Below are 21,869 nucleotides of genomic sequence, written 5' to 3'. Positions count from 1 at the left end.
CCCGGACAGCGCAAGCTTCCGGGTTTTTTGTTGCCTGACAGGCCGCTATCGCGAGCAGGCTCGCTCCCACAGGGGGTCAAGGTTGCTCATTCAAAGGTATTCCAATGTGGGAGCGAGCCTGCTCGCGATGAGGCCTTGATAGCCAGCAAGGAACCTACTGAAGAAACCCGGCCACCCTGCCCGCCGCCGCCTCCAAATGCTGCTCATGGCTAAACCCCGAGGCCTTGAGCGGTTTCAGATCATGATCCCCCGCCTCCAGCCACATCACCTCGATACTCGGTGACAGCACGTAACCCTGCACTGCCTCGCGGTTACCCAACGCATCACGCTCGCCTTGGACGATCAAGGTCCGGGTCTTCAGTTCTGCCAAGTGCTCGACCCGCGGCTTCTGCGGTTTGCCCACCGCGTAGAAGGGATACCCCAGGCACACCAGGGCATCAGCTTCCAGCTCATCGGCCAGCAGGCTCGCCATGCGCCCGCCCATGGACTTGCCGCCAATGGCCAGCCGCCCAGCGACATAAGGCCGCACCGTGGCGTACACCTCGCGCCAGCACTCCAGCAACCTGGGAGCCGGGTTCGGCGGACGTTTACCGCCGTCCAGGCGTCGTTGAGCCATGTAGGGAAACTCGAAGCGCAACACGTTGATGCCATGCCCGGCAAGGCGCGCGGCCATTTCGTTCATGAACCCGCTATCCATCGGCGCTCCGGCGCCATGGGCGAGGATCAGGGTCGGTGGCTCGGCGCTGACACCCGTTTGCGCCGCTGTCCATAGCCAGCCGTGTTCGGCCACACATCGCGCCCATTGATCTCTATCAATACTGGCCTTGTGCTGTTTGTCCATGCTTGCCTCGCTTTTAGTCTGCCTATAACTCCAGGCGAAGAACGCCGCACTGCCTTGCGCAGGCGCTCACTTCGGCTGAACCGTGGATGGGGAACCATGAACACATCTATCAGTACCGCCTACAACTACAAGGTGGTCCGCCAATTCGCCATTATGACGGTGGTGTGGGGCATCGTCGGCATGGGGCTCGGGGTTTTTCTCGCGGCCCAATTGGTCTGGCCACAGCTCAACTTCGATTTGCCGTGGACCAGCTTCGGCCGCCTGCGCCCGTTGCATACCAACGCGGTGATCTTCGCCTTCGGCGGCTGCGCCCTGTTCGCCAGTTCGTTCTATTCGGTGCAACGCACCTGCCAGACTCAATTGTTCGCCCCGAAACTGGCCGCGTTCTGCTTCTGGGGCTGGCAGTTGGTGATTCTACTGGCGGCCATCAGCCTGCCGCTGGGCTACACCAGCTCCAAGGAATACGCCGAACTGGAATGGCCGATCGACATTCTGATCACCATCGTCTGGGTCGCCTACGCCATCGTGTTCTTCGGCACCGTGGCCAAGCGCAACACCAAACACATCTATGTCGGTAACTGGTTCTTCGGCGGGTTCATCCTGACCGTGGCGATCCTGCACATCGTCAACAACCTGGAACTGCCGGTGAGCTTCACCAAATCCTACTCGGTGTATGCCGGGGCCACCGATGCGATGGTGCAATGGTGGTACGGCCACAACGCCGTGGGCTTCTTCCTCACCGCAGGCTTCCTGGGGATGATGTATTACTTCGTGCCCAAGCAGGCCGAGCGTCCGGTGTATTCCTATCGCTTGTCCATCGTGCACTTCTGGGCGCTGATCACCCTGTACATCTGGGCCGGCCCGCACCACCTGCACTACACCGCGCTGCCGGACTGGGCCCAGTCGCTGGGCATGGTGATGTCGCTGATCCTGCTGGCGCCGAGCTGGGGCGGCATGATCAACGGCATGATGACCCTCTCGGGTGCCTGGCATAAATTGCGCAGCGACCCGATCCTGCGGTTCCTGGTGGTATCCCTGGCGTTCTACGGCATGTCAACCTTCGAAGGCCCGATGATGGCCATCAAGACCGTCAACGCCCTCTCCCACTACACCGACTGGACCATCGGCCACGTTCACGCCGGCGCCTTGGGCTGGGTGGCGATGATTTCCATCGGCGCGCTGTATCACATGATCCCGAAAGTCTTCGGCCGCCCCCAAATGCACAGCATTGGCCTGATCAACGCGCACTTCTGGCTCGCGACCATCGGCACCGTGCTGTACATCGCCTCCATGTGGGTCAACGGCATCGCCCAGGGCCTGATGTGGCGTGCGGTGAACGAGGACGGCACCCTGACCTACTCCTTCGTCGAAACCCTGGTGGCCAGCCACCCCGGCTTCGTCGTGCGGTTGGCGGGCGGGGCAATCTTCCTCTTCGGCATGTTGCTGATGGCCTACAACACCTGGCGCACCGTGCGGGCCTACCAGCCTGACGAAGCCGCCGCTGCCGCGCAGATGGCTTGAGGAGTCCGCCATGAAACACGAAACAATCGAAAAAAACGTCGGCCTGTTGATGCTGCTGATGGTCCTGGCCGTGAGTATTGGCGGCCTGACCCAGATCGTGCCGCTGTTCTTCCAGGACGTGACCAACAAACCGGTGGACGGCATGAAGCCCTACACCGCGCTGCAACTGGAAGGCCGTGACATCTATATCCGCGAAGGCTGCGTCGGCTGCCACTCGCAGATGATCCGTCCGTTCCGCGCCGAGACCGAGCGCTACGGCCACTACTCGGTAGCCGGTGAAAGCGTTTGGGACCACCCGTTCCTGTGGGGCTCCAAGCGCACCGGGCCGGACCTGGCCCGGGTCGGCGCGCGCTACTCCGATGACTGGCATCGCGCCCACCTGTACAACCCGCGCAACGTGGTGCCCGAGTCGAAGATGCCGGCCTATCCATGGCTGGTAACTCAGGCGGTAGACAGCAGCCACACCGAAACCAAGCTGCGCACGATGCGCACCCTGGGTGTGCCGTACACCGACGACGACATCAGCGCCAGCGTGGCCTCCCTCAACGGCAAGACCGAGATGGACGCCCTGGTGGCCTACCTGCAAGTGCTCGGCACTGCCATCAAGAGCAAGAGGTGAGCCTATGTTCCTTGAAATGAGCACTGGAATGATCCGCGGCCTGGGCACGGTCGTGGTGTTCGTGGCCTTCATCGGCCTGACCCTGTGGGTGTTCAGCAGCAAGCGCAGCCCGGAATTTGCCGAAGCACGCCTGCTGCCGTTCGCCGACGAGCCGCCCACCGACCTCGCCAACCCCCAAGACCCCGCAACAAGGAGCACCCGGCCATGACCACCTTCTGGAGTACGTGGATCAGCGTACTGACCATCGGCAGCCTGATCGGTCTGACCTGGCTGCTGATCGGCACCCGCAAGGGCGAGACCAAGGGCAGCGTCGACCAGACCATGGGCCACAGCTTCGACGGCATCGAAGAGTACGACAACCCGTTGCCGCAGTGGTGGTTCCTGTTGTTCGCCGGCACCCTGGTGTTTTCCGTCGGCTACCTGGTGCTCTACCCGGGCCTGGGCAACTGGAAAGGCATCTTGCCCGGCTACGAAAATGGCTGGACCGGCGCCCATGAATGGGAAAAGGAAATGGCCAGGGCCGACGCCAAATTCGGGCCGATCTTCGCCAAGTTCGCGGCCATGCCGCTGGAAGAAGTCGCCAAGGACCCGCAGGCATTGAAGATGGGTGGCCGCTTGTTCGCCTCCAACTGCTCGGTCTGCCACGGCTCGGACGCCAAGGGTGCCTTCGGCTTCCCGAACCTGGCCGACAGCCACTGGCGCTGGGGCGGCAGTGCCGAAACCATCAAGGCCACCATCATGGGCGGTCGCATGGCCGCGATGCCGGCCTGGGGCGAAGTGCTGGGCGAAGCCGGCGTCAAGAACGTGGCCGCGTATGTGCGCCATGATCTGGCGGGCCTGCCGCTGCCGGCAGACAGCGGCGCCGACCTGCAAGCAGGCCAGCAGGCGTTCAACACCACCTGCGTCGCCTGCCACGGTGCCAACGGTAAAGGCACCGAAGCTATGGGCGCGCCAGACCTGACCTTGCCGGCCGGCTTCATCTACGGCACCAGCCTGGCGCAACTGCAACAGACCATCCGTCATGGCCGCCAGGGCCATATGCCGGCGCAGAATGAGCTGCTCGGCAATGACAAGGTGCAACTGCTTGCGGCTTACGTCTACAGCCTGTCCCACGCGGCGGGCACCGAGCGCCTGCAAGCTGAACGCAAAAGCGAATAAATCCTGACCACACGAACAGCCGCATCCATCTGGATGCGGCTGTTCCGTGCCCCTGCGCGACTCATTGTCGCACCCCTTCTCTTCGCGCCTTTCGGTTACCTGCAATCGGGTCTAAGCTTGCCCGAGCATGCACTGGCGATTGCCGGTTTCAGGTCGATCCGAGCCGATGTGTCCCACAATCCGTTCGATAAAATGGCCGCAAAGGCCGGTAGATACCGGCTATTGCGCCCAGGGTCTCCCATGACCCGAACGCCGTGTTGGAACACACCCCGTTACAACCGACCCGACCCCCTCGCCTCTTTCCTTCGCCGCGACAATTTGCCGGGGCCCGATTTTGTCCCTACGTCACGCATGGAAAGGCCGCAGAATCTGCTTTGGAAAGCATTGACCCAGGTCATGGCGCGTTGCAATGACCCCCCGCTTTCTCCATACTTGCGACCGATTTTTATCCTAATAAAACACCCAAACCGTGGAACCTTAGAATGAGCACAGCAATCAGTCCGACTGCTTATAACTATAAGGTAGTCCGCCAGTTCGCCATCATGACGGTGGTCTGGGGGATCCTTGGCATGGGGCTCGGTGTATTCATCGCCTCGCAACTGGTCTGGCCGGAGTTGAACTTCGATCTGCCATGGACGACGTTTGGACGCCTGCGCCCGCTGCACACCAACCTGGTGATCTTCGCCTTCGGTGGTTGTGCGTTGTTTGCCACTTCCTATTACGTCGTGCAGCGAACCTGCCAAACGCGACTGATTTCCGACAGCCTCGCCGCCTTCACCTTCTGGGGTTGGCAAGCGGTCATCGTTGGTGCGATCGTGACCTTGCCGATGGGTTTCACCACCACCAAGGAATACGCAGAGCTGGAATGGCCCCTGGCTATTCTGCTGGCCATCGTCTGGGTGACCTACGGTCTGGTGTTCTTCGGCACTATCGTCAAGCGCAAGACCAAGCACATCTATGTCGGTAACTGGTTCTACGGTGCCTTCATCGTCGTGACCGCCATGCTGCACATCGTCAACCACGCGTCCCTGCCGGTCAGCTTCTTCAAGTCTTACTCGGCCTACTCGGGCGCCACCGACGCGATGATCCAGTGGTGGTACGGCCACAACGCCGTGGGCTTCTTCCTGACCACCGGCTTCCTGGGGATGATGTATTACTTCGTGCCGAAACAGGCCGAGCGTCCGATCTATTCCTATCGCCTGTCCATTGTCCACTTCTGGGCGCTGATCACCCTGTACATCTGGGCCGGCCCGCACCACCTGCACTACACCGCGCTGCCGGACTGGGCACAGTCCCTGGGCATGGCGATGTCGATCATCCTGCTGGCTCCGAGCTGGGGCGGCATGATCAACGGCATGATGACCCTCTCGGGTGCCTGGCATAAGCTGCGCACCGACCCGATCCTGCGGTTCCTGGTGGTTTCCCTGGCGTTCTACGGCATGTCGACTTTCGAAGGCCCGATGATGGCCATCAAGACTGTCAACTCCCTGAGCCACTACACCGACTGGACCATCGGCCACGTACACGCCGGTGCCTTGGGCTGGGTTGCGATGATTTCCATCGGCGCGATCTACCACATGATCCCTAAACTGTTCGGTCGTGCGCAGATGCACAGCACCGGCCTGATCAACACTCACTTCTGGCTCGCCACCATTGGCACCGTGCTCTACATCGCCTCGATGTGGGTCAACGGCATCACCCAGGGCCTGATGTGGCGTGCAATCAACGACGACGGCACCCTGACCTACTCGTTCGTCGAAGCGCTGCAAGCCAGCCACCCCGGCTTCATCGTCCGTGCCCTGGGCGGCGCGTTCTTCGCCAGCGGCATGCTGTTCATGGCCTACAACGTGTATCGCACCGTTCGTGCCTCTGACCCGGCCGAAGCTGAAGCCGCCGCCAAGATCGCCGTAGTTGGAGCTCACTGATGAAGCACGAAACAGTAGAGAAGAATATCGGCCTGCTGGCCTTCTTCATGGTCATCGCCGTCAGCATCGGCGGCCTGACCCAGATCGTTCCGCTGTTTTTCCAGGACGTGACCAACAAGCCGGTCGAAGGCATGAAGCCGCGCACCGCTCTTGAACTGGAAGGTCGCGACGTCTACATCGCCAACGGCTGTGTCGGCTGCCACTCGCAGATGATCCGTCCGTTTCGCGCCGAAACCGAACGCTACGGCCACTACTCGGTCGCCGGTGAAAGCGTCTGGGACCACCCATTCCTGTGGGGTTCCAAGCGTACCGGCCCGGACCTGGCCCGTGTTGGCGGCCGCTACTCCGACGATTGGCAGCGTGCGCACCTGTACAACCCGCGCAACGTAGTGCCTGAATCGAAAATGCCGGCTTACCCGTTCCTCGTAGAAAACAAGCTCGACGGCAAAGACACCGCCAAGAAAATGGAAGTCTTGCGGACCCTGGGCGTGCCTTACACCGATGAAGACATCGCCGGTGCCAAGGATGCCGTGAAGGGCAAGACTGAAATGGACGCGCTGGTGGCCTATCTGCAAGGCCTGGGCACCATCATCAAAAGCAAACGGTGATTTAGATGGATATCGGGATGATTCGTGGCCTGGGCACCGTCGTCGTGATGGTGGCCTTTATCGGTCTGGCGTTGTGGGTGTTCAGCCCCAAGCGCAAGTCGGAGTTTGACGACGCGACCTTGCTGCCGTTCGCGGATGATCCCGAAGCCATCAAGCACGTCGAGCAAGCTTCTAGGAGTAACAAAGAATGACTACGTTCTGGAGTCTGTACGTCACAGTCCTCAGTCTGGGTACGATCTTCGCCCTGACCTGGCTGCTGCTGTCGACCCGTAAGGGCCAGCGCGCCGAACAAACGGACGAGACTGTTGGTCACTCGTTCGATGGCATCGAAGAGTACGACAACCCACTGCCTAAATGGTGGTTCATGTTGTTCGTGGGCACCATTATCTTCGCCTTGGGTTATCTGGTGCTCTACCCGGGCCTGGGCAACTGGAAAGGCCTGCTGCCAGGGTATAACTACCTGGACACCGAAAAGCAGACCCCTTTCGCCAATGGCCAGACCGGCTGGACCGGCGTTCACGAGTGGGAAAAGGAAATGGCTCGTTCGGACGCCAAGTTCGGCCCGATCTTCGCCAAGTTCGCTTCCATGCCGATTGAAGAAGTCGCCAAGGACCCGCAAGCCCTGAAGATGGGTGGCCGCCTGTTCGCCTCCAACTGCTCGGTCTGCCACGGTTCCGACGCCAAGGGTGCCTATGGCTTCCCGAACCTGACCGACGCCGACTGGCGCTGGGGTGGTGAGCCGGAAACCATCAAGACCACCATCATGGGCGGTCGTCATGCGGTGATGCCGGGCTGGGCTGCCGTGGTTGGCGAGCAAGGTGTTGCCGACGTCTCCGCCTACGTGGTGACCAGTCTGCACGGCCGTAAACTGCCGGAAGGCGCCAAGGCCGATCCGGCCAACGGCCAGAAGCTGTTCGCGGCCAACTGCGTGGCCTGCCACGGTCCAGCCGGCAAGGGCACACCTGCCATGGGCGCACCTGACCTGACCCACCCGGCAGGTTTCATCTACGGTTCGAGCTTCGCTCAACTGCAGCAGACCGTCCGTTACGGTCGCCAGGGCCAGATGCCTGCCCAGGCCGATCTGCAGGGTAACGACAAGGTCCACCTGCTGGCTGCGTACGTCTACAGCCTGTCTCACGGTGAAAAAGCGCCAGCGGCTGACGCCCAGTAACGCCCACGCCTGATGTACCAAAGGCCCCGTCAACCAACGTTGACGGGGCCTTTTGTTTGCCGGTGCGATAGGACGAAATTGTTTTATCTTGCCCACAATCAGCAGCGGTAGTAACGTGCCTACATTCAGTTCTATTGAGGACGCCGCCATGTCCATCACCACTATTTCCAGCCGCGAATTCAACCACGACACAAGTGGTGCCAAAAAAGCCACCCGCCAGGGGCCGGTCATCATCACCGACCGTGGCAAGCCGGCCCATGTGCTGCTAAGCATTGAGGAGTACCAGAAACTGACCGGCATCGGCACCAGCATTGTCGAGTTGCTGGTCATGCCCGACACGCCAGCTATTGATTTCGATACCGAACGTGCCGTCATCTCCCCTCGACCGGTGGACCTGTCCTGATGTACCTGCTCGACACCAACGTCATCTCGGAACTGCGCAAGCCTCATGCCGATAAAAACGTACAGGCCTGGGCGCGTAGCGTGCCCGCCCCCAGCCTTTACGTCTCGGCGATTACCGTATTGGAATTGGAAACCGGCGTGTTGCGCTTCGAACGCAAAGACCCGGCGCAAGGCAGCCACCTGCGCGCATGGCTGGATAACCACGTCATGCCCGCATTCGCCGGACGAATCCTGTCGGTCGACCGCGCCGTGGCGCTGCGCTGCGCTCGCCTGCACGTACCGGATCGCAGCAATGAATGCGATGTACTGATTGCCGCCACCGCACTGGTCCATGGCCTGACCGTGGTCACCCGCAATGTGACTGATTTCCAAAGCAGCGGCGTGGCCTTGCTCAATCCATGGTCAAGCTAATATAACGTCGCGACGGACCATCAATTACCGCCAAGGAGATAGGCGCAATGGACATCGAAACACTTCAGCGCGCAACGATGAGCCCCCGGCATGTCTGACGCGCTCTGGGCCGCTCGCCTGGGCGATGCACTGAACCACACCTCGATGATGGCCGACATTCTCGGTGGCGTACTGGAAGTGGCGGCGAACATCGCCATCACCGCCCTGGCGACCGCTGCCGTGGTGGCCGCCACCGGCATCACCGTCGCCACGGGTGGCCTGGGTTGTTTCCTGCTCGGCGCGGTGGTGGGCGCGGTCGTGGGCCTTGCCATGAGCAAGACCGGGGCCGACGAAGGCCTGAGTAATATCTGCGAAGGCATCGGCAACGCGCTCTTTCCGCCCACGGTGCAGGCCAACATCCTCACCGGCTCCAAGGACACCTTTACCAACAACATCCCCTCGGCCCGCGCCGCCGGGGCGGTTGTTTCCCAGGTCGCGCCGGCCGGCACCGAACTGGACATGCCCGAACCGGAAGAAGAAGCCGAGGCCAGCTACCTGGACATGGCCGGCAATTTCTTCTCGCAGATGTGGCGCCCCACCGTCGCCACGCCCGCCCCCGGCACAGAGACCCGGCCGGAAGACCTGGTGATCTGCACCAAGCACCCACCGATGCCGCCGCAGTTCATGGCCGAAGGCTCGGACAAAGTCACCATCAACGGCCAGCCCGCCGTGCGCAGCGGCGACCGCAGCACCTGCGATGCGACGGTGGTGTCGGCCGGATTGATTTCCCCGGACGTGACCATTGGCGGTGGCTCAGTGGTGGTGCGTGAGATTCGCAGCGGCAAGACCCCGGGCGTGGGGCTGGCGGTCACCGCGTTACTGATGCTCAAGGGTGGCAAGGGCAAGTTCTTCAGCAAACTGCCGTGCATGCTGGCCGGTGGCGCGGCGTCGATGGCGGTCAGCAGCGCCATGGGCGCCGCGGCCAACGCCACCATGGGCTCGTCGAACCCGGTGCACGCCGCCACCGGCGCCAAAGTGCTGGGCCGCGATGAAGAGCTGGACTTCGTTTTGCCCGGTGTTCTGCCGATCGACTGGCAACGCTTCTACAACAGCCGCGACGAGCGGCGTAGCGGAATCTTCGGCGCCGGCTGGAGCGTAGCCTATGAGGTGCAGGTCAAAATCCTGCCTCACCCGGACGGCGGCGAAACCCTGCTCTACACCGACGAACAGGCCCGGCCCATCGACATGGGCTCGATCCCGTTGGGCGGCGCGGTGTTCAGTGCAGGCGAAGGCCTGGCCGTGCGACGTCATCTCAACGGGCAGTTGCTGATTGAAAGCGACAACGGCCTGTACCGTTTGTTCGAACCCACACCGACCAACCCATCGTTGCTGCGCCTGAGCCAACTCGGTGACCGCAACGACAACCGCATCTTCCTCGACTACGACGACGCCGGACGGCTGATACGCCTGCGCGACACCTTCGATCTGGTGCAAGTGGAGCTGATCCGCGAGCGCGAACGCGTCACCCGGATAGAACGCCTCTACCCCGACCAGCAGCGCGAAGTGCTGGTCAGCTACGCCTACGACACGGCGAACAACCTGAGCGAAGTGCGCGACGCCAGCGGCCAGGTGCAACGGCGTTTCAACTACGACGCCGGCCAGCGAATGGTGGAACACCAACTGCCCACCGGGTTGCGTTGCTTCTACGAATGGGCTCTGGTCGAAGACCAGGAATGGCGCGTGGTTCGGCACTGGACCGACGACGGCGACACTTATCAGTTCGACTATGACCTCAAGGCCGGTGTCACCCGCATCACCGACGGCTTGCAGCGCGTCAGCATTCGGCAGTGGAACCGCCAGCACCAGATCACCCGATACAGCGACAACCTCGGCCAAACCTGGCTGTTCGAGTGGAACGACGAACGCCAACTGCTCAGCGCCACCGACCCACAGGGCGGGCGCTATGAATACAGCTATGACGAGGCCGGCAACCTGATCGGCGAAACCGATCCCTTGGGCCGCAGCGATTCGACCTTATGGCTCGAGCATTGGGCGCTGCCGCTGGTGGACACCGACGCCGCCGGCCACAGTTGGAAATACCGCTACGATCAACGCGGCAACTGCACCGCCGAAACCGATCCCCTGGGCCACGTCACCCGCTACCGCTACGACGCCCACGGTCAGATGGTGGAAATCATCGACGCCACCGGCAAAAGCAAAAAGCTGCGCTGGAATCCGTTCGGGCAATTGGTGGAGCATGTGGATTGTTCGGGGTACCCGACACGCTTCAGCTACGACCAGCGCGGCTACCTGCAGACCATCACCGACGCCCTCGGCGAGCGCACCCAGTTCAGCTACGACGCCCAAGGCCGTTTGCTCAGCAGCCAGTTGCCGGACGGCCGCACCGAACAGTACCAGCGCAACCTCGCCGGTCAGTTGACCGGCTACACCGACCCGGCCGGGCACACCACGCACTACCAACACAACCGTCGCGGTCAGGTCCGCCAACGCACCGATGCCCACGGTCGGCAGGTGCAGTTCGCCTACGACAGCTACGGACGGCTGCAAGCGCTGGTCAATGAGAACGGTGAAAGTTATCGGTTTGCCTGGGATGCCGGGGATCGGCTGATCGAACAACAGGACCTCGATGGCAGCGCCAAGCGTTACACCTACGACGTACTCGACAACGTCGCGGCGGTGACGGCGCCGTACGGCACGGGCTTGGCGGTCATTCCTGAAGCACCGCCGGCGCCCATCGTCCATCGCCTGGAGCGCGACGCCGTGGGCCGGCTGATTGCGAAAGTTACTGACGATGGCCGTACCGAGTACACCTACGACCCGCTGGACCAGCTCACCGTCGTCACCTTCACCGACCTGCAAGGCAACGCGCAAACCCTGAGCTTCGCCTACGACGCCACCGGCCAGTTGCTCGCCGAAAACAGCGCCACCGGCAGCCTGCAACACCACTACGACGAACTCGGCAACCTGATCCAGACCCAGTTGCCCGATGGTCGCTGGGTCAACCGTCTGTACTACGGCAGCGGCCACCTGCACCAGATCAACCTCGACGGCCAGGTCATCAGCGACTTCGAACGCGACCGCCTGCACCGCGAAGTGCTGCGCACCCAAGGCCAGATCAGCACCCGCAGCGAATACGACCGCAGCGGCCGCCTGCGCGCGCGCCAACGCCGCCACAGCAGCCAACCTTCGCTGCTGCCGGCGGCGGTGCAAAAACACTTCGAATACGACCCCGCCGACAACCTGATCGGCAAACTCGACCAACAACCTGCCGCGCAGCACCGCCAACTGCTGCACTACGACGCCACCGGCCGCATCATCGCCAGCCAGGACAACCTGCACGGCCAACGCGAAACCTTCGCCTACGACGCCGCCGCCAACCTGCTGGACGGCCCGCAAGCCGGCGCCGGGCTGGTGGTGCACAACAAACTGCTGACCTACCAGGACAAGCGTTATCGGTACGATGCCTTTGGCCGGATGATCGAAAAACGCAGCGCCGCGCGCGGCCTGCAACGCTTCGCCTACGACGCCGAAAGCCGCCTGATTGAAGTGCGCAACGACAATGGCAGCGTGGTCAGGATGACCTACGATCCGCTGGGCCGGCGCATCGAAAAAACCGAACACGACAGCCATGGCTACCCACTGGGCGAAACCCGTTTCACCTGGGACGGCCTGCGCCTGTTGCAGGAACACCGCCACCAGCAAACCAGCCTGTACCTCTACGAAGACGACGGCTACGAACCCCTGGCCCGCGTCGACGGCAGCGGCCCGCTGCAAAAAATCCGCTACTACCACAACGACCTCAACGGCCTGCCGGAACAACTCACCGAAGCCGACGGCCATGACGTGTGGCGGGCAACGTATCGGGTGTGGGGCAACACGCTGGAAGAGGTGCGCGAGCCGTATTACATCGAGGAGCAGAACCTGCGGTTCCAGGGGCAGTACCTGGACCGGGAAACGGGGCTGCATTTCAATACGTTCAGGTTTTATGATCCGGATGTGGGGCGGTTTACGACGCCGGATCCGATTGGGTTGGCGGGGGGATTTAATCTCTATGTCTACGCGCCTAACCCCTTCGCCTGGATAGACCCGTTGGGGCTAGCCTGTGGTCCGGCTACCCGGCAAAACTCAAAAGGAAGATGGATCGATGCCAGGGGCAGATTTGCCAACAAACCGAATGTCGCCAAGCTGCCATCGTTTAAAGGGAAATCCGTGCAGCAGGTGGAAAAAATTCTCCGCCAAAACGGCTACACCCGAACGAACCCGGCAAATACCAGGAACCAGCGCTGGGTACACGCTGATGGTTCAGAGGTCCAGATTCATGCCTATGGGAATACAAACCCCACACCGTTCAAGGGATCGAACAATGCCCACAGCCACAAATCGTTGGGTAGGCATGGAAACCCTGGCACTACAGAATTAGCCAATGACGGAAAAACAGCTGTCAGCACTCATTCCGCGCCAGCGCACATCGGAATGAAAAACCCGCCAGACTACCCAACGGTATCGGGCCGGCCTCACGGCAGTTAGAAGGTAACGATGATGTCAGCAGAATTCATATTGTCCTTTGAAGATAAAAACTGGTATGCGACGCACCTCAAAGAGGTCATGCAGAAAATCACCGCCCTTGAAACGTTTTCCGCATCTTTTGAGGAGAACGAATTCCACTTGGTGGGCACCGAGCCCAGAAGCTCAAATGACTGGAACTACGATATACGGTTGTTTTTAGAAAAAGAACGCATTTTTTTGGAGATTAGCGCTCATCCAAAAAGTATCGAACGTGACCTTTCTGCTCTTTTTGAGTGGATCAGATCATGCACCAGAATTTCTATCGATGATGAGGACGGTGAGCAGTCAGGTTGGTAGCCCTGTTTAATAAAAAATCTTTATCAGGTTTTCCGTCCACTCCACCTCGTGATATGGGTGGAGACGTCGTTAAGAACACCGATCTCCCCGTGGCGAGGGAGCTAGCTCCCGCTGGGTGGCGAAGCCGCCCAAAAATAGCGGCACAAAGCAACCAGACTGGCCTGTCGAACGAGTCGCCAGGCCCTTGGTTTTTTCGCCAACGCCATGGAATGTCTATAGTCAATTGATCTGGGTCATGACTTGTTACATCCGCTACACCATTCTATGCAGAGCCCCAACGCGACCAAAGGTCGCACCCTTGGGCTAGACCTACAGGCGTATCATTGCGCCACTGCAATACCCTTTCTGACCGTGGTCGGCACGTACTGACCCCGGCACTTTTCCACTGCCGTGGGATGCATTCTGATGAGTAACCAGATTCCGGTACATGACGTCACCCCGCCTGCCAAAGACGCGAGTAAAAGCGTTGACTTGTATGCCTCTCGGGAAAAAATCTACACCCGTGCCTTCACCGGTCTGTTCCGCAATCTGCGGATGGTCGGCGGTGGCGTGTTATTCCTGCTGTATTTCGGTACGGTCTGGCTGAACTGGGGCGGGCATCAGGCCGTCTGGTGGAACCTGCCGGAACGCAAATTCTTCATTTTCGGTGCGACCTTCTGGCCCCAGGACTTCATCCTCCTGTCCGGACTGCTGATCATTGCCGCCTTCGGCCTGTTTTTCATTACGGTCTATGCCGGGCGGGTCTGGTGCGGCTACACCTGTCCGCAAAGCGTGTGGACCTGGATTTTCATGTGGTGCGAGAAGGTCACCGAAGGCGACCGCAACCAACGCATCAAGCTCGACAAGGCGCCCATGAGCGGGAACAAGTTCCTGCGCAAGCTGGCCAAGCACAGCCTGTGGCTGCTGATCGGTTTTGTGACCGGCATGACCTTCGTCGGTTATTTCACGCCGATTCGCGAACTGGTGTTCGAATTCTTTACCGGCCAGGCCGATGGCTGGTCGTATTTCTGGGTCGGCTTCTTCACCCTCGCCACCTATGGCAACGCCGGCTGGCTGCGCGAGCAGGTGTGCATCTACATGTGCCCTTACGCCCGCTTCCAAAGCGTGATGTTCGACAAGGACACTCTGATCGTTTCCTACGACCCGCGTCGCGGCGAAAGCCGTGGCCCGCGCAAGAAGGGCGTTGACTACAAGGCCCTGGGCCTGGGGGACTGCATCGACTGCACCATGTGCGTCCAGGTCTGCCCCACCGGTATCGACATTCGCGACGGCCTGCAGATCGAATGCATCGGCTGCGCGGCGTGCATCGACGCCTGCGACAACATCATGGACAAGATGGATTACCCGCGCGGTCTGATCAGTTACACCACCGAACATAACCTCTCGGGGCAGAAAACCCATAAACTGCGCCCACGCCTGATCGGTTATGCCCTGGTGCTGCTGGCAATGATCAGCCTGCTGGTGACCGCGTTCTTCATGCGTTCGCTGGTGGGTTTCGACGTCAGCAAGGACCGTGTGCTGTACCGCGAGAACGCCGAAGGCCGGATCGAGAACGTCTACAGCCTCAAGATCATGAACAAGGACCAGCACGACCATACGTACGTGCTGGAGGCCTCCGGCCTGCCGGATCTCAAGCTCCAGGGACGCCGGGAAATCAAGGTCGCGGCCGGTGAGATCTTCACCCAGCCGGTAGAACTGTCCAGCGCACCGGACCAACTGCCGTCGAGCACCAACGAGGTGATGTTCATCCTCAAGGATGCCGATGACGACAGCGTTCATGTTGAAGCCAAGAGCCGGTTCATCGGCCCACAAATTCGTTGAGAGAACTGAACATGCCTGCAGCAACCGCCACCAGCCCTTGGTACAAGCATCTCTGGCCGTGGATCATCATTGCGATCCTGGCCTGCTCGGTGACGCTGAGCCTGACCATGGTGACCATCGCCGTGAACAACCCGGACAATCTGGTCAACGACAACTACTACGAAGCCGGCAAAGGCATCAACCGCTCCCTGGAGCGCGAACTGCTGGGCCAGACCCTGCAACTGCATGCCAACGTGCAACTGGATGACGTCACCGGCGAAGTGAACCTGCGCCTGAGCGGCGATAGCCGGCCCCAGACCCTGGAACTGAGCCTGATCTCGCCCACCCAGCCAGAGAAGGATCGCAAGATCGTCCTGACGCGCAACGACAGCGAACCGGGACGGTATGTCGGTCAATTGACGGACAAGATCGAAGGCCGGCGCTTTGTCGAATTGCTGGGTGTGGAGAACGACAAGACCTGGCGTCTGTTCGAAGAAGAGCAGATCAACCATGACCAGGCCATCCTGCTCGGCGATGAACCGCTGCAAGGCGCTGAAGACCTGAAGAAATAAGCCAATCACTGTAGGAGCTGCCGAAGGCTCGGGCCGCGTTCGGACGATCTTTTGATCTTTCGCTTGAGACTCAAGTGCCCGGGGAAAGATCGTCCGAACGCGGCCCGAGCCTTCGGCAGCTCCTACAGTTTTCGCACCTTGCGCAAGCCCATCCAAGCCAGGCCTTCATAGCGACAATCATGACCACTCCACAGCCTTGCTATCACTGCGCCCTGCCCGTCCCCCCGGGCAGTCGCTTCACCGCCGTTGTCCTGGGTAAAACCCGTGAGCTGTGCTGCCCGGGCTGCCAGGCGGTGGCCGAGGCCATTGTCGCCGGAGGCCTGGAAAGCTATTACCAGCATCGCAGCGAAGCATCGGCCAACCCCGAAACCCTGCCGGTCCAGTTGACCGATGAGCTTGCGCTGTACGACCGCCCGGACGTGCAGCAGGCGTTCGTGCGCCATGAAGGCGAGCTGGCCGAAGCCACGCTGCTGATCGAAGGCATCAGTTGCGCCGCCTGCGGCTGGCTGATCGAAAAACAACTGCGCAGCCTGCCCGCCGTGGCCGAGGCGCGGCTGAACCTGTCCAATCACCGCCTGCACGTGAGCTGGGCCGACGCTCAATTGCCGCTGAGCACCTTGCTGGCCGAACTGCGCCAGATCGGCTACGTCGCCCATCCCTACCAGGCCGACCAGGCCAGCGAACAACTGGCCGCACAAAATCGCCTGGCCCTGCGCCAACTGGGCGTGGCCGGTTTGCTCTGGTTCCAGGCGATGATGGCGACCATGGCCACCTGGCCGGAATTCAACATCGACCTGAGCCCGGAGATGCACACCATCCTGCGCTGGGTCGCGCTGTTCCTCACCACACCTATCGTCTTCTATAGCTGCGCGCCGTTCTTCAAGGGCGCGATGCGCGACCTGCGCACCCGACACCTGACCATGGACGTTTCGGTGTCCCTGGCCATTGGCGGTGCCTACGTGGCAGGGATCTGGACGTCCGTCACCGGGGTGGGCGAGCTGTATTTCGATGCCGTGGGCATGTTCGCGCTGTTCCTTCTGGCCGGTCGCTACTTGGAACGCCGCGCCCGGGAGCGCACCGCAGCCGCCACCGCACAACTGGTCAACCTGCTGCCGGCCTCGTGCCTGCGCCTGGAGGACAACGGCCAGAGTGAACGTATCCTGCTCAGCGAGTTGCGCACGGGTGACCGCGTGCTGGTGCATCCCGGCGCGGTTCTGCCGGCCGACGGCAGAATCCTCGAAGGCCAGTCCAGCGTCGACGAATCGCTGCTGACCGGCGAATACCTGCCACAACCTCGTCAAGTGGGCGACACGGTGACCGCTGGCACGCTTAACGTGGAGGGCGCGTTGACGGTCCAGGTCCTGGCATTGGGGCAAGACACCCGACTGTCGGCCATCGTCCGGTTACTGGAACGAGCCCAGGCCGAGAAGCCGCGGCTGGCGGAAATCGCCGACCGCGCCGCGCAATGGTTCCTGCTGTTCTCCCTGGTCGCCGCAGCGGCCATCGGTGTGCTGTGGTGGCAACTGGATGCCTCTCGCGCCTTCTGGATCGTACTGGCGATGCTGGTCGCCACCTGCCCTTGCGCGCTGTCCCTGGCCACGCCCACCGCGCTGACCGCCGCCACCGGCACGCTGCACAAGCTTGGCCTGCTGCTGACTCGAGGCCATGTGCTGGAGGGCCTGAACCAGGTCGACACGGTGATTTTCGACAAGACCGGCACCCTCACCGAAGGGCGTCTGGCGTTGCGCGCCATTCGAACGCTGACAGCCCTGGACAGTGATCAATGCCTGGGCCTGGCCGCTGCCCTGGAAAACCGCTCCGAACACCCCATCGCCCGTGCCTTTGGCCGCGCGCCACTGGCCGCCGAGCATGTGCAAAGCACCCCGGGGCTGGGTCTGGAAGGGCTGGTGGGTGACCAGCGCCTGCGCATCGGCCAACCCGGTTTCGTCTGCGAACTCAGTGGCGCGGCGGTGCCGGTGATGCCGGATGAGCCCGGACAATGGTTGCTGCTGGGTGATGATATCGGTCCGTTGGCCTGGTTCGTCCTCGACGACCGCTTGCGCGCCGACGCCCCGGCATTGCTGGCCGCCTGCAAAGCGCGGGGCTGGCGCACACTGTTGCTGTCGGGCGACAGTTCGCCCATGGTTGCCAGTGTCGCCGCCGAACTGGGCATCGATGAAGCCCGCGGCGGTTTGCGCCCGGACGATAAACTGGCCGTGTTGCAACAGTTGCACCAACAGGGCCGCAAGGTGCTCATGCTCGGCGACGGGGTGAATGACGTACCGGTGCTGGCAGCGGCAGACATCAGTGTCGCCATGGGCTCGGCCACCGATCTTGCCAAGACCAGCGCCGATGCGGTGCTGCTGTCCAACCGTCTCGACGCCCTGATCCACGCCTTCAGCCTGGCCCGGCGCACACGGCGGGTGATCATCGAGAACCTGGTGTGGGCAGCACTGTACAATGGCCTCATGTTGCCGTTCGCCGCCCTCGGCTGGATTACGCCGGTGTGGGCCGCGATCGGCATGTCCATCAGTTCGCTGACCGTGGTGTTGAATGCGCTGAGGCTGACTCGCCAGCCCAAGACGCAGGTTTTCGATGCCTCGCCCGATACCCGCCCGCTGCCGGCCTGAGCCGTGTGGGCATGGAGTTCCGACATGCCAGCTCTTTACGTGATGATCCCGGCCGCACTGCTGATCGTGGCCATCGCCGTCTACATCTTCTTCTGGGCCGTGGACAGCGGGCAGTACGACGACCTCGACGGTCCGGCCCACAGCATTCTGTTCGACGATCAGGATCCGAACCACAAGGCGGCGGTGGACGAAGCCAGCGGCGAGCCCCGCAAACCGGACGACAAGGCCCCGCCCCATGCTTGATCTGGCGCCACTGTTGGTCTCGGCGCTCATCCTGGGTTTATTGGGCGGCGGGCATTGCCTGGGGATGTGCGGCGGCCTGATGGGCGCCCTGACCCTGGCAATCCCCAAGGAACAGCGCAGCCGACGCTTTCGGTTGCTTCTGGCCTACAACCTGGGGCGGATTCTGAGCTACGCCAGCGCAGGGTTGCTGATCGGCCTGGCGGGTTGGGCCGTAGCCAATAGCCCGGCGGCGATGGTGATGCGCGTGTTGGCCGGCCTGCTGTTGATCGCCATGGGCCTGTACCTGGCGGGCTGGTGGAGCGGCCTGACCCGCATCGAAGGCGTCGGTCGTGGCCTGTGGCGGCATATCCAGCCCATCGCCAACCGCTTGCTGCCGGTGTCGAGCCTGCCCCGGGCCTTGCTGCTCGGCGCGCTCTGGGGCTGGTTGCCGTGCGGGTTGGTCTACAGCACCCTGCTCTGGTCAGCCAGCCAGGGCGATGCACTGGACAGCGCATTGCTGATGCTCGCCTTCGGTCTCGGCACCTGGCCGGTGTTGCTCGCCACCGGCATGGCCGCCGAACGCATCACCGCCCTGTTGCGCAAACGTAGCGTGCGCATGGCTGGTGGCTTACTGGTGATTGTCTTTGGCATCTGGACCCTGCCAGGGCCGCATCAGCATTGGCTCATGGGGCATTGACCGAGTCGCCGCCATCGCGAGCAGGCTCGCTCACACACTGGATCGCGGCAGCCCCAAAACCTCATGAACAGCGCAAATCCCTGTGGGAGCGAGCCTGCTCGCGATGAGTCCCCCACCACCCCCAGCCCCATGCCCGTTGACGCAAATCAACACGCCCCAGCGCCCACTTCCCTAGACTCACGCCCATGCCTGCCTATCCGGGGAACGCCCGCATGCTCGACGCCATTCATTGGGACTCAAACCTGATCCGCCGTTACGATCTGGCGGGGCCCCGCTACACCTCGTACCCGACCGCAGCGCAGTTCGGCAGCCAGGTGGGGACCTTCGACCTGCTCCACGCCCTGCGCGAAAGCCGCAAAGCCCTGAGGCCACTGTCGCTGTATGTGCATGTGCCGTTCTGCGCGAACATTTGCTACTACTGCGCCTGCAACAAAGTCATCACCAAGGACCGCAGCCGCGCCCATGCCTATCTGCAACGCCTGGAGCAAGAGATCCAACTGATCGGCTGCCATTTGGACCCTTCTCAGCGCGTTGAGCAGTTGCACCTGGGCGGCGGCACCCCGACGTTCCTCAACCATGACGAATTGCGCCAGTTGATGGCCACGCTGCGCCAACACTTCAACCTGCTGGAGGACAATGGCGGCGACTACAGTATCGAAATCGATCCCCGGGAAGCCGACTGGTCCACCATGGGCCTACTGCGGGAACTGGGTTTCAACCGGGTCAGCATTGGCCTGCAAGACCTTGACCCGGCCGTGCAACGCGCCGTCAATCGCCTGCAAAGCCTGGAAGAAACCCGCGCGGTGATCGAAGCCGCCCGGACCTTGCAGTTCCGTTCGATCAACATCGACCTGATCTACGGGCTGCCCAAACAGACCCCGGAAAACTTCGCCCGCACGGTCCAGGAAGTCATCCATCTGCAGCCGGACCGGCTTTCGGTGTTCAACTACGCCCACTTGCCGGAACGCTTCATGCCCCAGCGCCGTATCAACAGCCAGGATCTGCCCAGCCCGGCGCAGAAACTGGCGATGCTGCAAGGCACCATCGAACAGCTGACCGCGGCGGGTTATCGCTATATCGGCATGGACCACTTCGCCCTGCCCGACGACGAACTGGCGATTGCCCAGGAAGACGCCACCCTGCAACGCAACTTTCAGGGCTATACCACCCATGGACACTGCGACCTGATCGGCCTTGGCGTGTCAGCCATCAGCCAGATCGGCGATTTGTACTGCCAGAACAGCAGCGACCTGAACCATTACCAGAACACCCTGGCCGACGGCCAACTGGCGACCAGTCGCGGGCTGCTGTGCGATGCCGACGATCGGCTGCGGCGCGCGGTGATCCAGCAGTTGATCTGCCATTTCAATCTGCTATTCAGCGACATCGAACAAACGTTCAACATCGATTTTCGCGGCTACTTCGCACCATTGTGGCCGCAATTGCAGGGGATGGCCGAAGACGGCCTGATCGAATTAGACAGCACCCACATCAAGGTCCTGCCCGCTGGGCGCCTGCTGGTGCGCTCGGTATGCATGGTCTTTGATGCCTATCTGGAAGGACATAATCGACAGCGCTTCTCCCGAGTCATCTGAGCGCGACAATTTGACGACGAAACGCCACTGGCCGGAGTACCTGCGCTGGGTTACCCTTACGGCTTATGTGTGTTTCCCACAAGGATTTAAGTAATGTCCGAGCCAGTCAAATTGCGCGCTCACAACCAGGCCCATTGCAAGGATTGCAGCCTGGCTCCCCTCTGCCTGCCACTTTCATTGAATCTGGAGGATATGGACGCGCTGGACGACATCGTTAAACGGGGCCGACCGTTGAAAAAAGGTGAATTCCTGTTTCGCCAGGGCGACACCTTCGATTCCGTCTATGCCGTGCGCTCGGGCGCCTTGAAAACCTTCAATCTGAGCGATGGCGGCGAAGAGCAGCTCACCGGCTTCCACCTGCCCAGCGAGCTGGTGGGTCTGTCGGGCATGGACACCGAGAGCCATCCGGTCTCGGCCCAGGCGCTGGAAACCACTTCGGTGTGCGAGATCCCGTTTGATCGCCTGGACGAGCTGGCCTTGCAACTGCCGCAACTGCGCCGTCAGTTGATGCGGGTCATGAGTCGGGAGATCCGCGACGATCAGCAAATGATGCTGCTGCTCTCGAAGAAAACCGCCGACGAACGCATCGCCACGTTCCTGGTCAACCTCTCGGCACGTTTCCGCGCCCGCGGGTTTTCGGCCAACCAGTTCCGCCTGAGCATGTCGCGTAACGAAATCGGCAACTACCTGGGCCTGGCGGTGGAAACCGTGTCCCGGGTATTCACCCGTTTCCAGCAGAACGAGCTGATCGCCGCCGAAGGCAAGGAGATCCATATTCTCGACCCGATCCAGCTCTGCGCCCTGGCGGGTGGCTCGATCGAAGGCTGATGAGCA

At 61.7% G+C, this 21,869-nt stretch carries 20 protein-coding genes; 19 read left to right on the top strand and 1 reads right to left on the bottom strand.

Annotated features, from left to right (window positions below; all coding sequences use genetic code 11):
* Positions 1–154: 154 nt before the first annotated feature.
* Positions 155–841, bottom strand: coding sequence for an alpha/beta family hydrolase (locus BM132_RS23515; RefSeq protein WP_092459069.1), 687 nt, complete (start codon positions 839–841; stop codon positions 155–157).
* A gap of 96 nt (positions 842–937) precedes the next feature.
* Between BM132_RS23515 and ccoN (BM132_RS23510) the strand changes: the two genes are divergently transcribed.
* The 19 genes from ccoN (BM132_RS23510) (at position 938) to fnr (ending at position 21,863) form a co-directional block, all read left to right on the top strand.
* A complete protein-coding gene (gene ccoN, locus BM132_RS23510; RefSeq protein ID WP_092403073.1) occupies positions 938–2,362 on the top strand; it encodes a cytochrome-c oxidase, cbb3-type subunit I in 1,425 nt (474 codons plus the stop codon).
* Positions 2,363–2,372: 10 nt separating this feature from the next.
* Positions 2,373–2,981 carry a cytochrome-c oxidase, cbb3-type subunit II gene (gene ccoO / locus BM132_RS23505; RefSeq protein ID WP_092403071.1) on the top strand — a complete coding sequence of 203 codons (609 nt, stop codon included), beginning with the start codon at positions 2,373–2,375 and terminating at the stop codon, positions 2,979–2,981.
* Positions 2,982–2,985: 4 nt separating this feature from the next.
* Entirely contained in the window at positions 2,986–3,189 is a 204-nt protein-coding gene (locus BM132_RS23500; RefSeq protein WP_092459067.1) for a cbb3-type cytochrome oxidase subunit 3, read from the top strand.
* A complete protein-coding gene (gene ccoP, locus BM132_RS23495; RefSeq protein ID WP_092459065.1) occupies positions 3,186–4,139 on the top strand; it encodes a cytochrome-c oxidase, cbb3-type subunit III in 954 nt (317 codons plus the stop codon). The genes BM132_RS23500 and ccoP (BM132_RS23495) overlap by 4 nt, the downstream gene beginning before the upstream one ends.
* A 482-nt stretch (positions 4,140–4,621) precedes the next feature.
* A complete protein-coding gene (ccoN, locus tag BM132_RS23490) occupies positions 4,622–6,064 on the top strand; it encodes a cytochrome-c oxidase, cbb3-type subunit I (RefSeq protein ID WP_047227187.1) in 1,443 nt (480 codons plus the stop codon).
* The gene (gene ccoO / locus BM132_RS23485; protein WP_014339380.1) at positions 6,064–6,672 is read left to right on the top strand and encodes a cytochrome-c oxidase, cbb3-type subunit II; all 609 of its coding nucleotides are present in this window, start codon (positions 6,064–6,066) and stop codon (positions 6,670–6,672) included. Before ccoN (BM132_RS23490) ends, ccoO (BM132_RS23485) begins: the two co-directional genes overlap by 1 nt.
* Positions 6,673–6,677: 5 nt before the next feature.
* Positions 6,678–6,863, top strand: coding sequence for a CcoQ/FixQ family Cbb3-type cytochrome c oxidase assembly chaperone (locus tag BM132_RS23480; protein ID WP_003183474.1), 186 nt, complete (start codon positions 6,678–6,680; stop codon positions 6,861–6,863).
* The gene (gene ccoP / locus BM132_RS23475) at positions 6,860–7,843 is read left to right on the top strand and encodes a cytochrome-c oxidase, cbb3-type subunit III (RefSeq protein ID WP_092459063.1); all 984 of its coding nucleotides are present in this window, start codon (positions 6,860–6,862) and stop codon (positions 7,841–7,843) included. Before BM132_RS23480 ends, ccoP (BM132_RS23475) begins: the two co-directional genes overlap by 4 nt.
* 148 nt (positions 7,844–7,991) lie before the next feature.
* Positions 7,992–8,246, top strand: coding sequence for a type II toxin-antitoxin system Phd/YefM family antitoxin (locus BM132_RS23470; protein ID WP_092459061.1), 255 nt, complete (start codon positions 7,992–7,994; stop codon positions 8,244–8,246).
* Positions 8,246–8,656, top strand: a complete 411-nt coding sequence (locus tag BM132_RS23465; protein ID WP_092459059.1) for a type II toxin-antitoxin system VapC family toxin — start codon at positions 8,246–8,248, stop codon at positions 8,654–8,656. The genes BM132_RS23470 and BM132_RS23465 overlap by 1 nt, the downstream gene beginning before the upstream one ends.
* Positions 8,657–8,746: 90 nt before the next feature.
* Complete coding sequence (locus BM132_RS23460; protein ID WP_256244304.1) at positions 8,747–13,183, top strand: RHS repeat-associated core domain-containing protein; 4,437 nt, start codon at positions 8,747–8,749, stop codon at positions 13,181–13,183.
* Between the two features lie 12 nt (positions 13,184–13,195).
* Positions 13,196–13,519: a 3-hydroxydecyl-ACP dehydratase gene (locus BM132_RS23455; protein ID WP_256244303.1), complete on the top strand. Its 324-nt coding sequence runs from the start codon at positions 13,196–13,198 to the stop codon at positions 13,517–13,519.
* Positions 13,520–13,924: 405 nt separating this feature from the next.
* Positions 13,925–15,340, top strand: coding sequence for a cytochrome c oxidase accessory protein CcoG (ccoG, locus tag BM132_RS23450; RefSeq protein ID WP_092459055.1), 1,416 nt, complete (start codon positions 13,925–13,927; stop codon positions 15,338–15,340).
* An 11-nt stretch (positions 15,341–15,351) separates the two neighbouring features.
* Positions 15,352–15,891 (top strand): FixH family protein, encoded by a 540-nt coding sequence (locus BM132_RS23445; protein WP_047227181.1) that lies wholly within the window; start codon positions 15,352–15,354, stop codon positions 15,889–15,891.
* 179 nt (positions 15,892–16,070) lie between these two features.
* A complete protein-coding gene (locus BM132_RS23440; RefSeq protein ID WP_092459053.1) occupies positions 16,071–18,521 on the top strand; it encodes a heavy metal translocating P-type ATPase in 2,451 nt (816 codons plus the stop codon).
* A gap of 24 nt (positions 18,522–18,545) precedes the next feature.
* Positions 18,546–18,764 carry a cbb3-type cytochrome oxidase assembly protein CcoS gene (ccoS, locus tag BM132_RS23435; protein ID WP_047227179.1) on the top strand — a complete coding sequence of 73 codons (219 nt, stop codon included), beginning with the start codon at positions 18,546–18,548 and terminating at the stop codon, positions 18,762–18,764.
* Positions 18,757–19,440, top strand: coding sequence for a sulfite exporter TauE/SafE family protein (locus BM132_RS23430; RefSeq protein ID WP_092459051.1), 684 nt, complete (start codon positions 18,757–18,759; stop codon positions 19,438–19,440). Before ccoS ends, BM132_RS23430 begins: the two co-directional genes overlap by 8 nt.
* A gap of 212 nt (positions 19,441–19,652) precedes the next feature.
* A complete protein-coding gene (hemN, locus tag BM132_RS23425) occupies positions 19,653–21,035 on the top strand; it encodes an oxygen-independent coproporphyrinogen III oxidase (RefSeq protein WP_092459049.1) in 1,383 nt (460 codons plus the stop codon).
* A gap of 93 nt (positions 21,036–21,128) precedes the next feature.
* On the top strand, positions 21,129–21,863 hold the full coding sequence (fnr, locus tag BM132_RS23420; RefSeq protein WP_092401685.1) for a fumarate/nitrate reduction transcriptional regulator Fnr: 735 nt from the start codon (positions 21,129–21,131) through the stop codon (positions 21,861–21,863).
* Positions 21,864–21,869: the final 6 nt, after the last annotated feature.

It is taken from the genome of Pseudomonas sp. NFACC45 (genome assembly GCF_900113505.1).
In the GTDB taxonomy this organism is placed as follows: domain Bacteria; phylum Pseudomonadota; class Gammaproteobacteria; order Pseudomonadales; family Pseudomonadaceae; genus Aquipseudomonas; species Aquipseudomonas tehranensis.
Note: the sequence above shows the minus strand (reverse complement) of the source record. Positions and strands in the feature narration are given on the sequence as shown.

Coding starts and splice junctions, on each gene's coding strand:
- BM132_RS23515 (WP_092459069.1), bottom strand. CDS start 841: ATGGACAAACAGCACAAGGCCAGTATTGATAGAGATCAATGGGCGCGA.
- ccoN (WP_092403073.1), top strand. CDS start 938: ATGAACACATCTATCAGTACCGCCTACAACTACAAGGTGGTCCGCCAA.
- ccoO (WP_092403071.1), top strand. CDS start 2,373: ATGAAACACGAAACAATCGAAAAAAACGTCGGCCTGTTGATGCTGCTG.
- BM132_RS23500 (WP_092459067.1), top strand. CDS start 2,986: ATGTTCCTTGAAATGAGCACTGGAATGATCCGCGGCCTGGGCACGGTC.
- ccoP (WP_092459065.1), top strand. CDS start 3,186: ATGACCACCTTCTGGAGTACGTGGATCAGCGTACTGACCATCGGCAGC.
- ccoN (WP_047227187.1), top strand. CDS start 4,622: ATGAGCACAGCAATCAGTCCGACTGCTTATAACTATAAGGTAGTCCGC.
- ccoO (WP_014339380.1), top strand. CDS start 6,064: ATGAAGCACGAAACAGTAGAGAAGAATATCGGCCTGCTGGCCTTCTTC.
- BM132_RS23480 (WP_003183474.1), top strand. CDS start 6,678: ATGGATATCGGGATGATTCGTGGCCTGGGCACCGTCGTCGTGATGGTG.
- ccoP (WP_092459063.1), top strand. CDS start 6,860: ATGACTACGTTCTGGAGTCTGTACGTCACAGTCCTCAGTCTGGGTACG.
- BM132_RS23470 (WP_092459061.1), top strand. CDS start 7,992: ATGTCCATCACCACTATTTCCAGCCGCGAATTCAACCACGACACAAGT.
- BM132_RS23465 (WP_092459059.1), top strand. CDS start 8,246: ATGTACCTGCTCGACACCAACGTCATCTCGGAACTGCGCAAGCCTCAT.
- BM132_RS23460 (WP_256244304.1), top strand. CDS start 8,747: ATGTCTGACGCGCTCTGGGCCGCTCGCCTGGGCGATGCACTGAACCAC.
- BM132_RS23455 (WP_256244303.1), top strand. CDS start 13,196: ATGTCAGCAGAATTCATATTGTCCTTTGAAGATAAAAACTGGTATGCG.
- ccoG (WP_092459055.1), top strand. CDS start 13,925: ATGAGTAACCAGATTCCGGTACATGACGTCACCCCGCCTGCCAAAGAC.
- BM132_RS23445 (WP_047227181.1), top strand. CDS start 15,352: ATGCCTGCAGCAACCGCCACCAGCCCTTGGTACAAGCATCTCTGGCCG.
- BM132_RS23440 (WP_092459053.1), top strand. CDS start 16,071: ATGACCACTCCACAGCCTTGCTATCACTGCGCCCTGCCCGTCCCCCCG.
- ccoS (WP_047227179.1), top strand. CDS start 18,546: ATGCCAGCTCTTTACGTGATGATCCCGGCCGCACTGCTGATCGTGGCC.
- BM132_RS23430 (WP_092459051.1), top strand. CDS start 18,757: ATGCTTGATCTGGCGCCACTGTTGGTCTCGGCGCTCATCCTGGGTTTA.
- hemN (WP_092459049.1), top strand. CDS start 19,653: ATGCTCGACGCCATTCATTGGGACTCAAACCTGATCCGCCGTTACGAT.
- fnr (WP_092401685.1), top strand. CDS start 21,129: ATGTCCGAGCCAGTCAAATTGCGCGCTCACAACCAGGCCCATTGCAAG.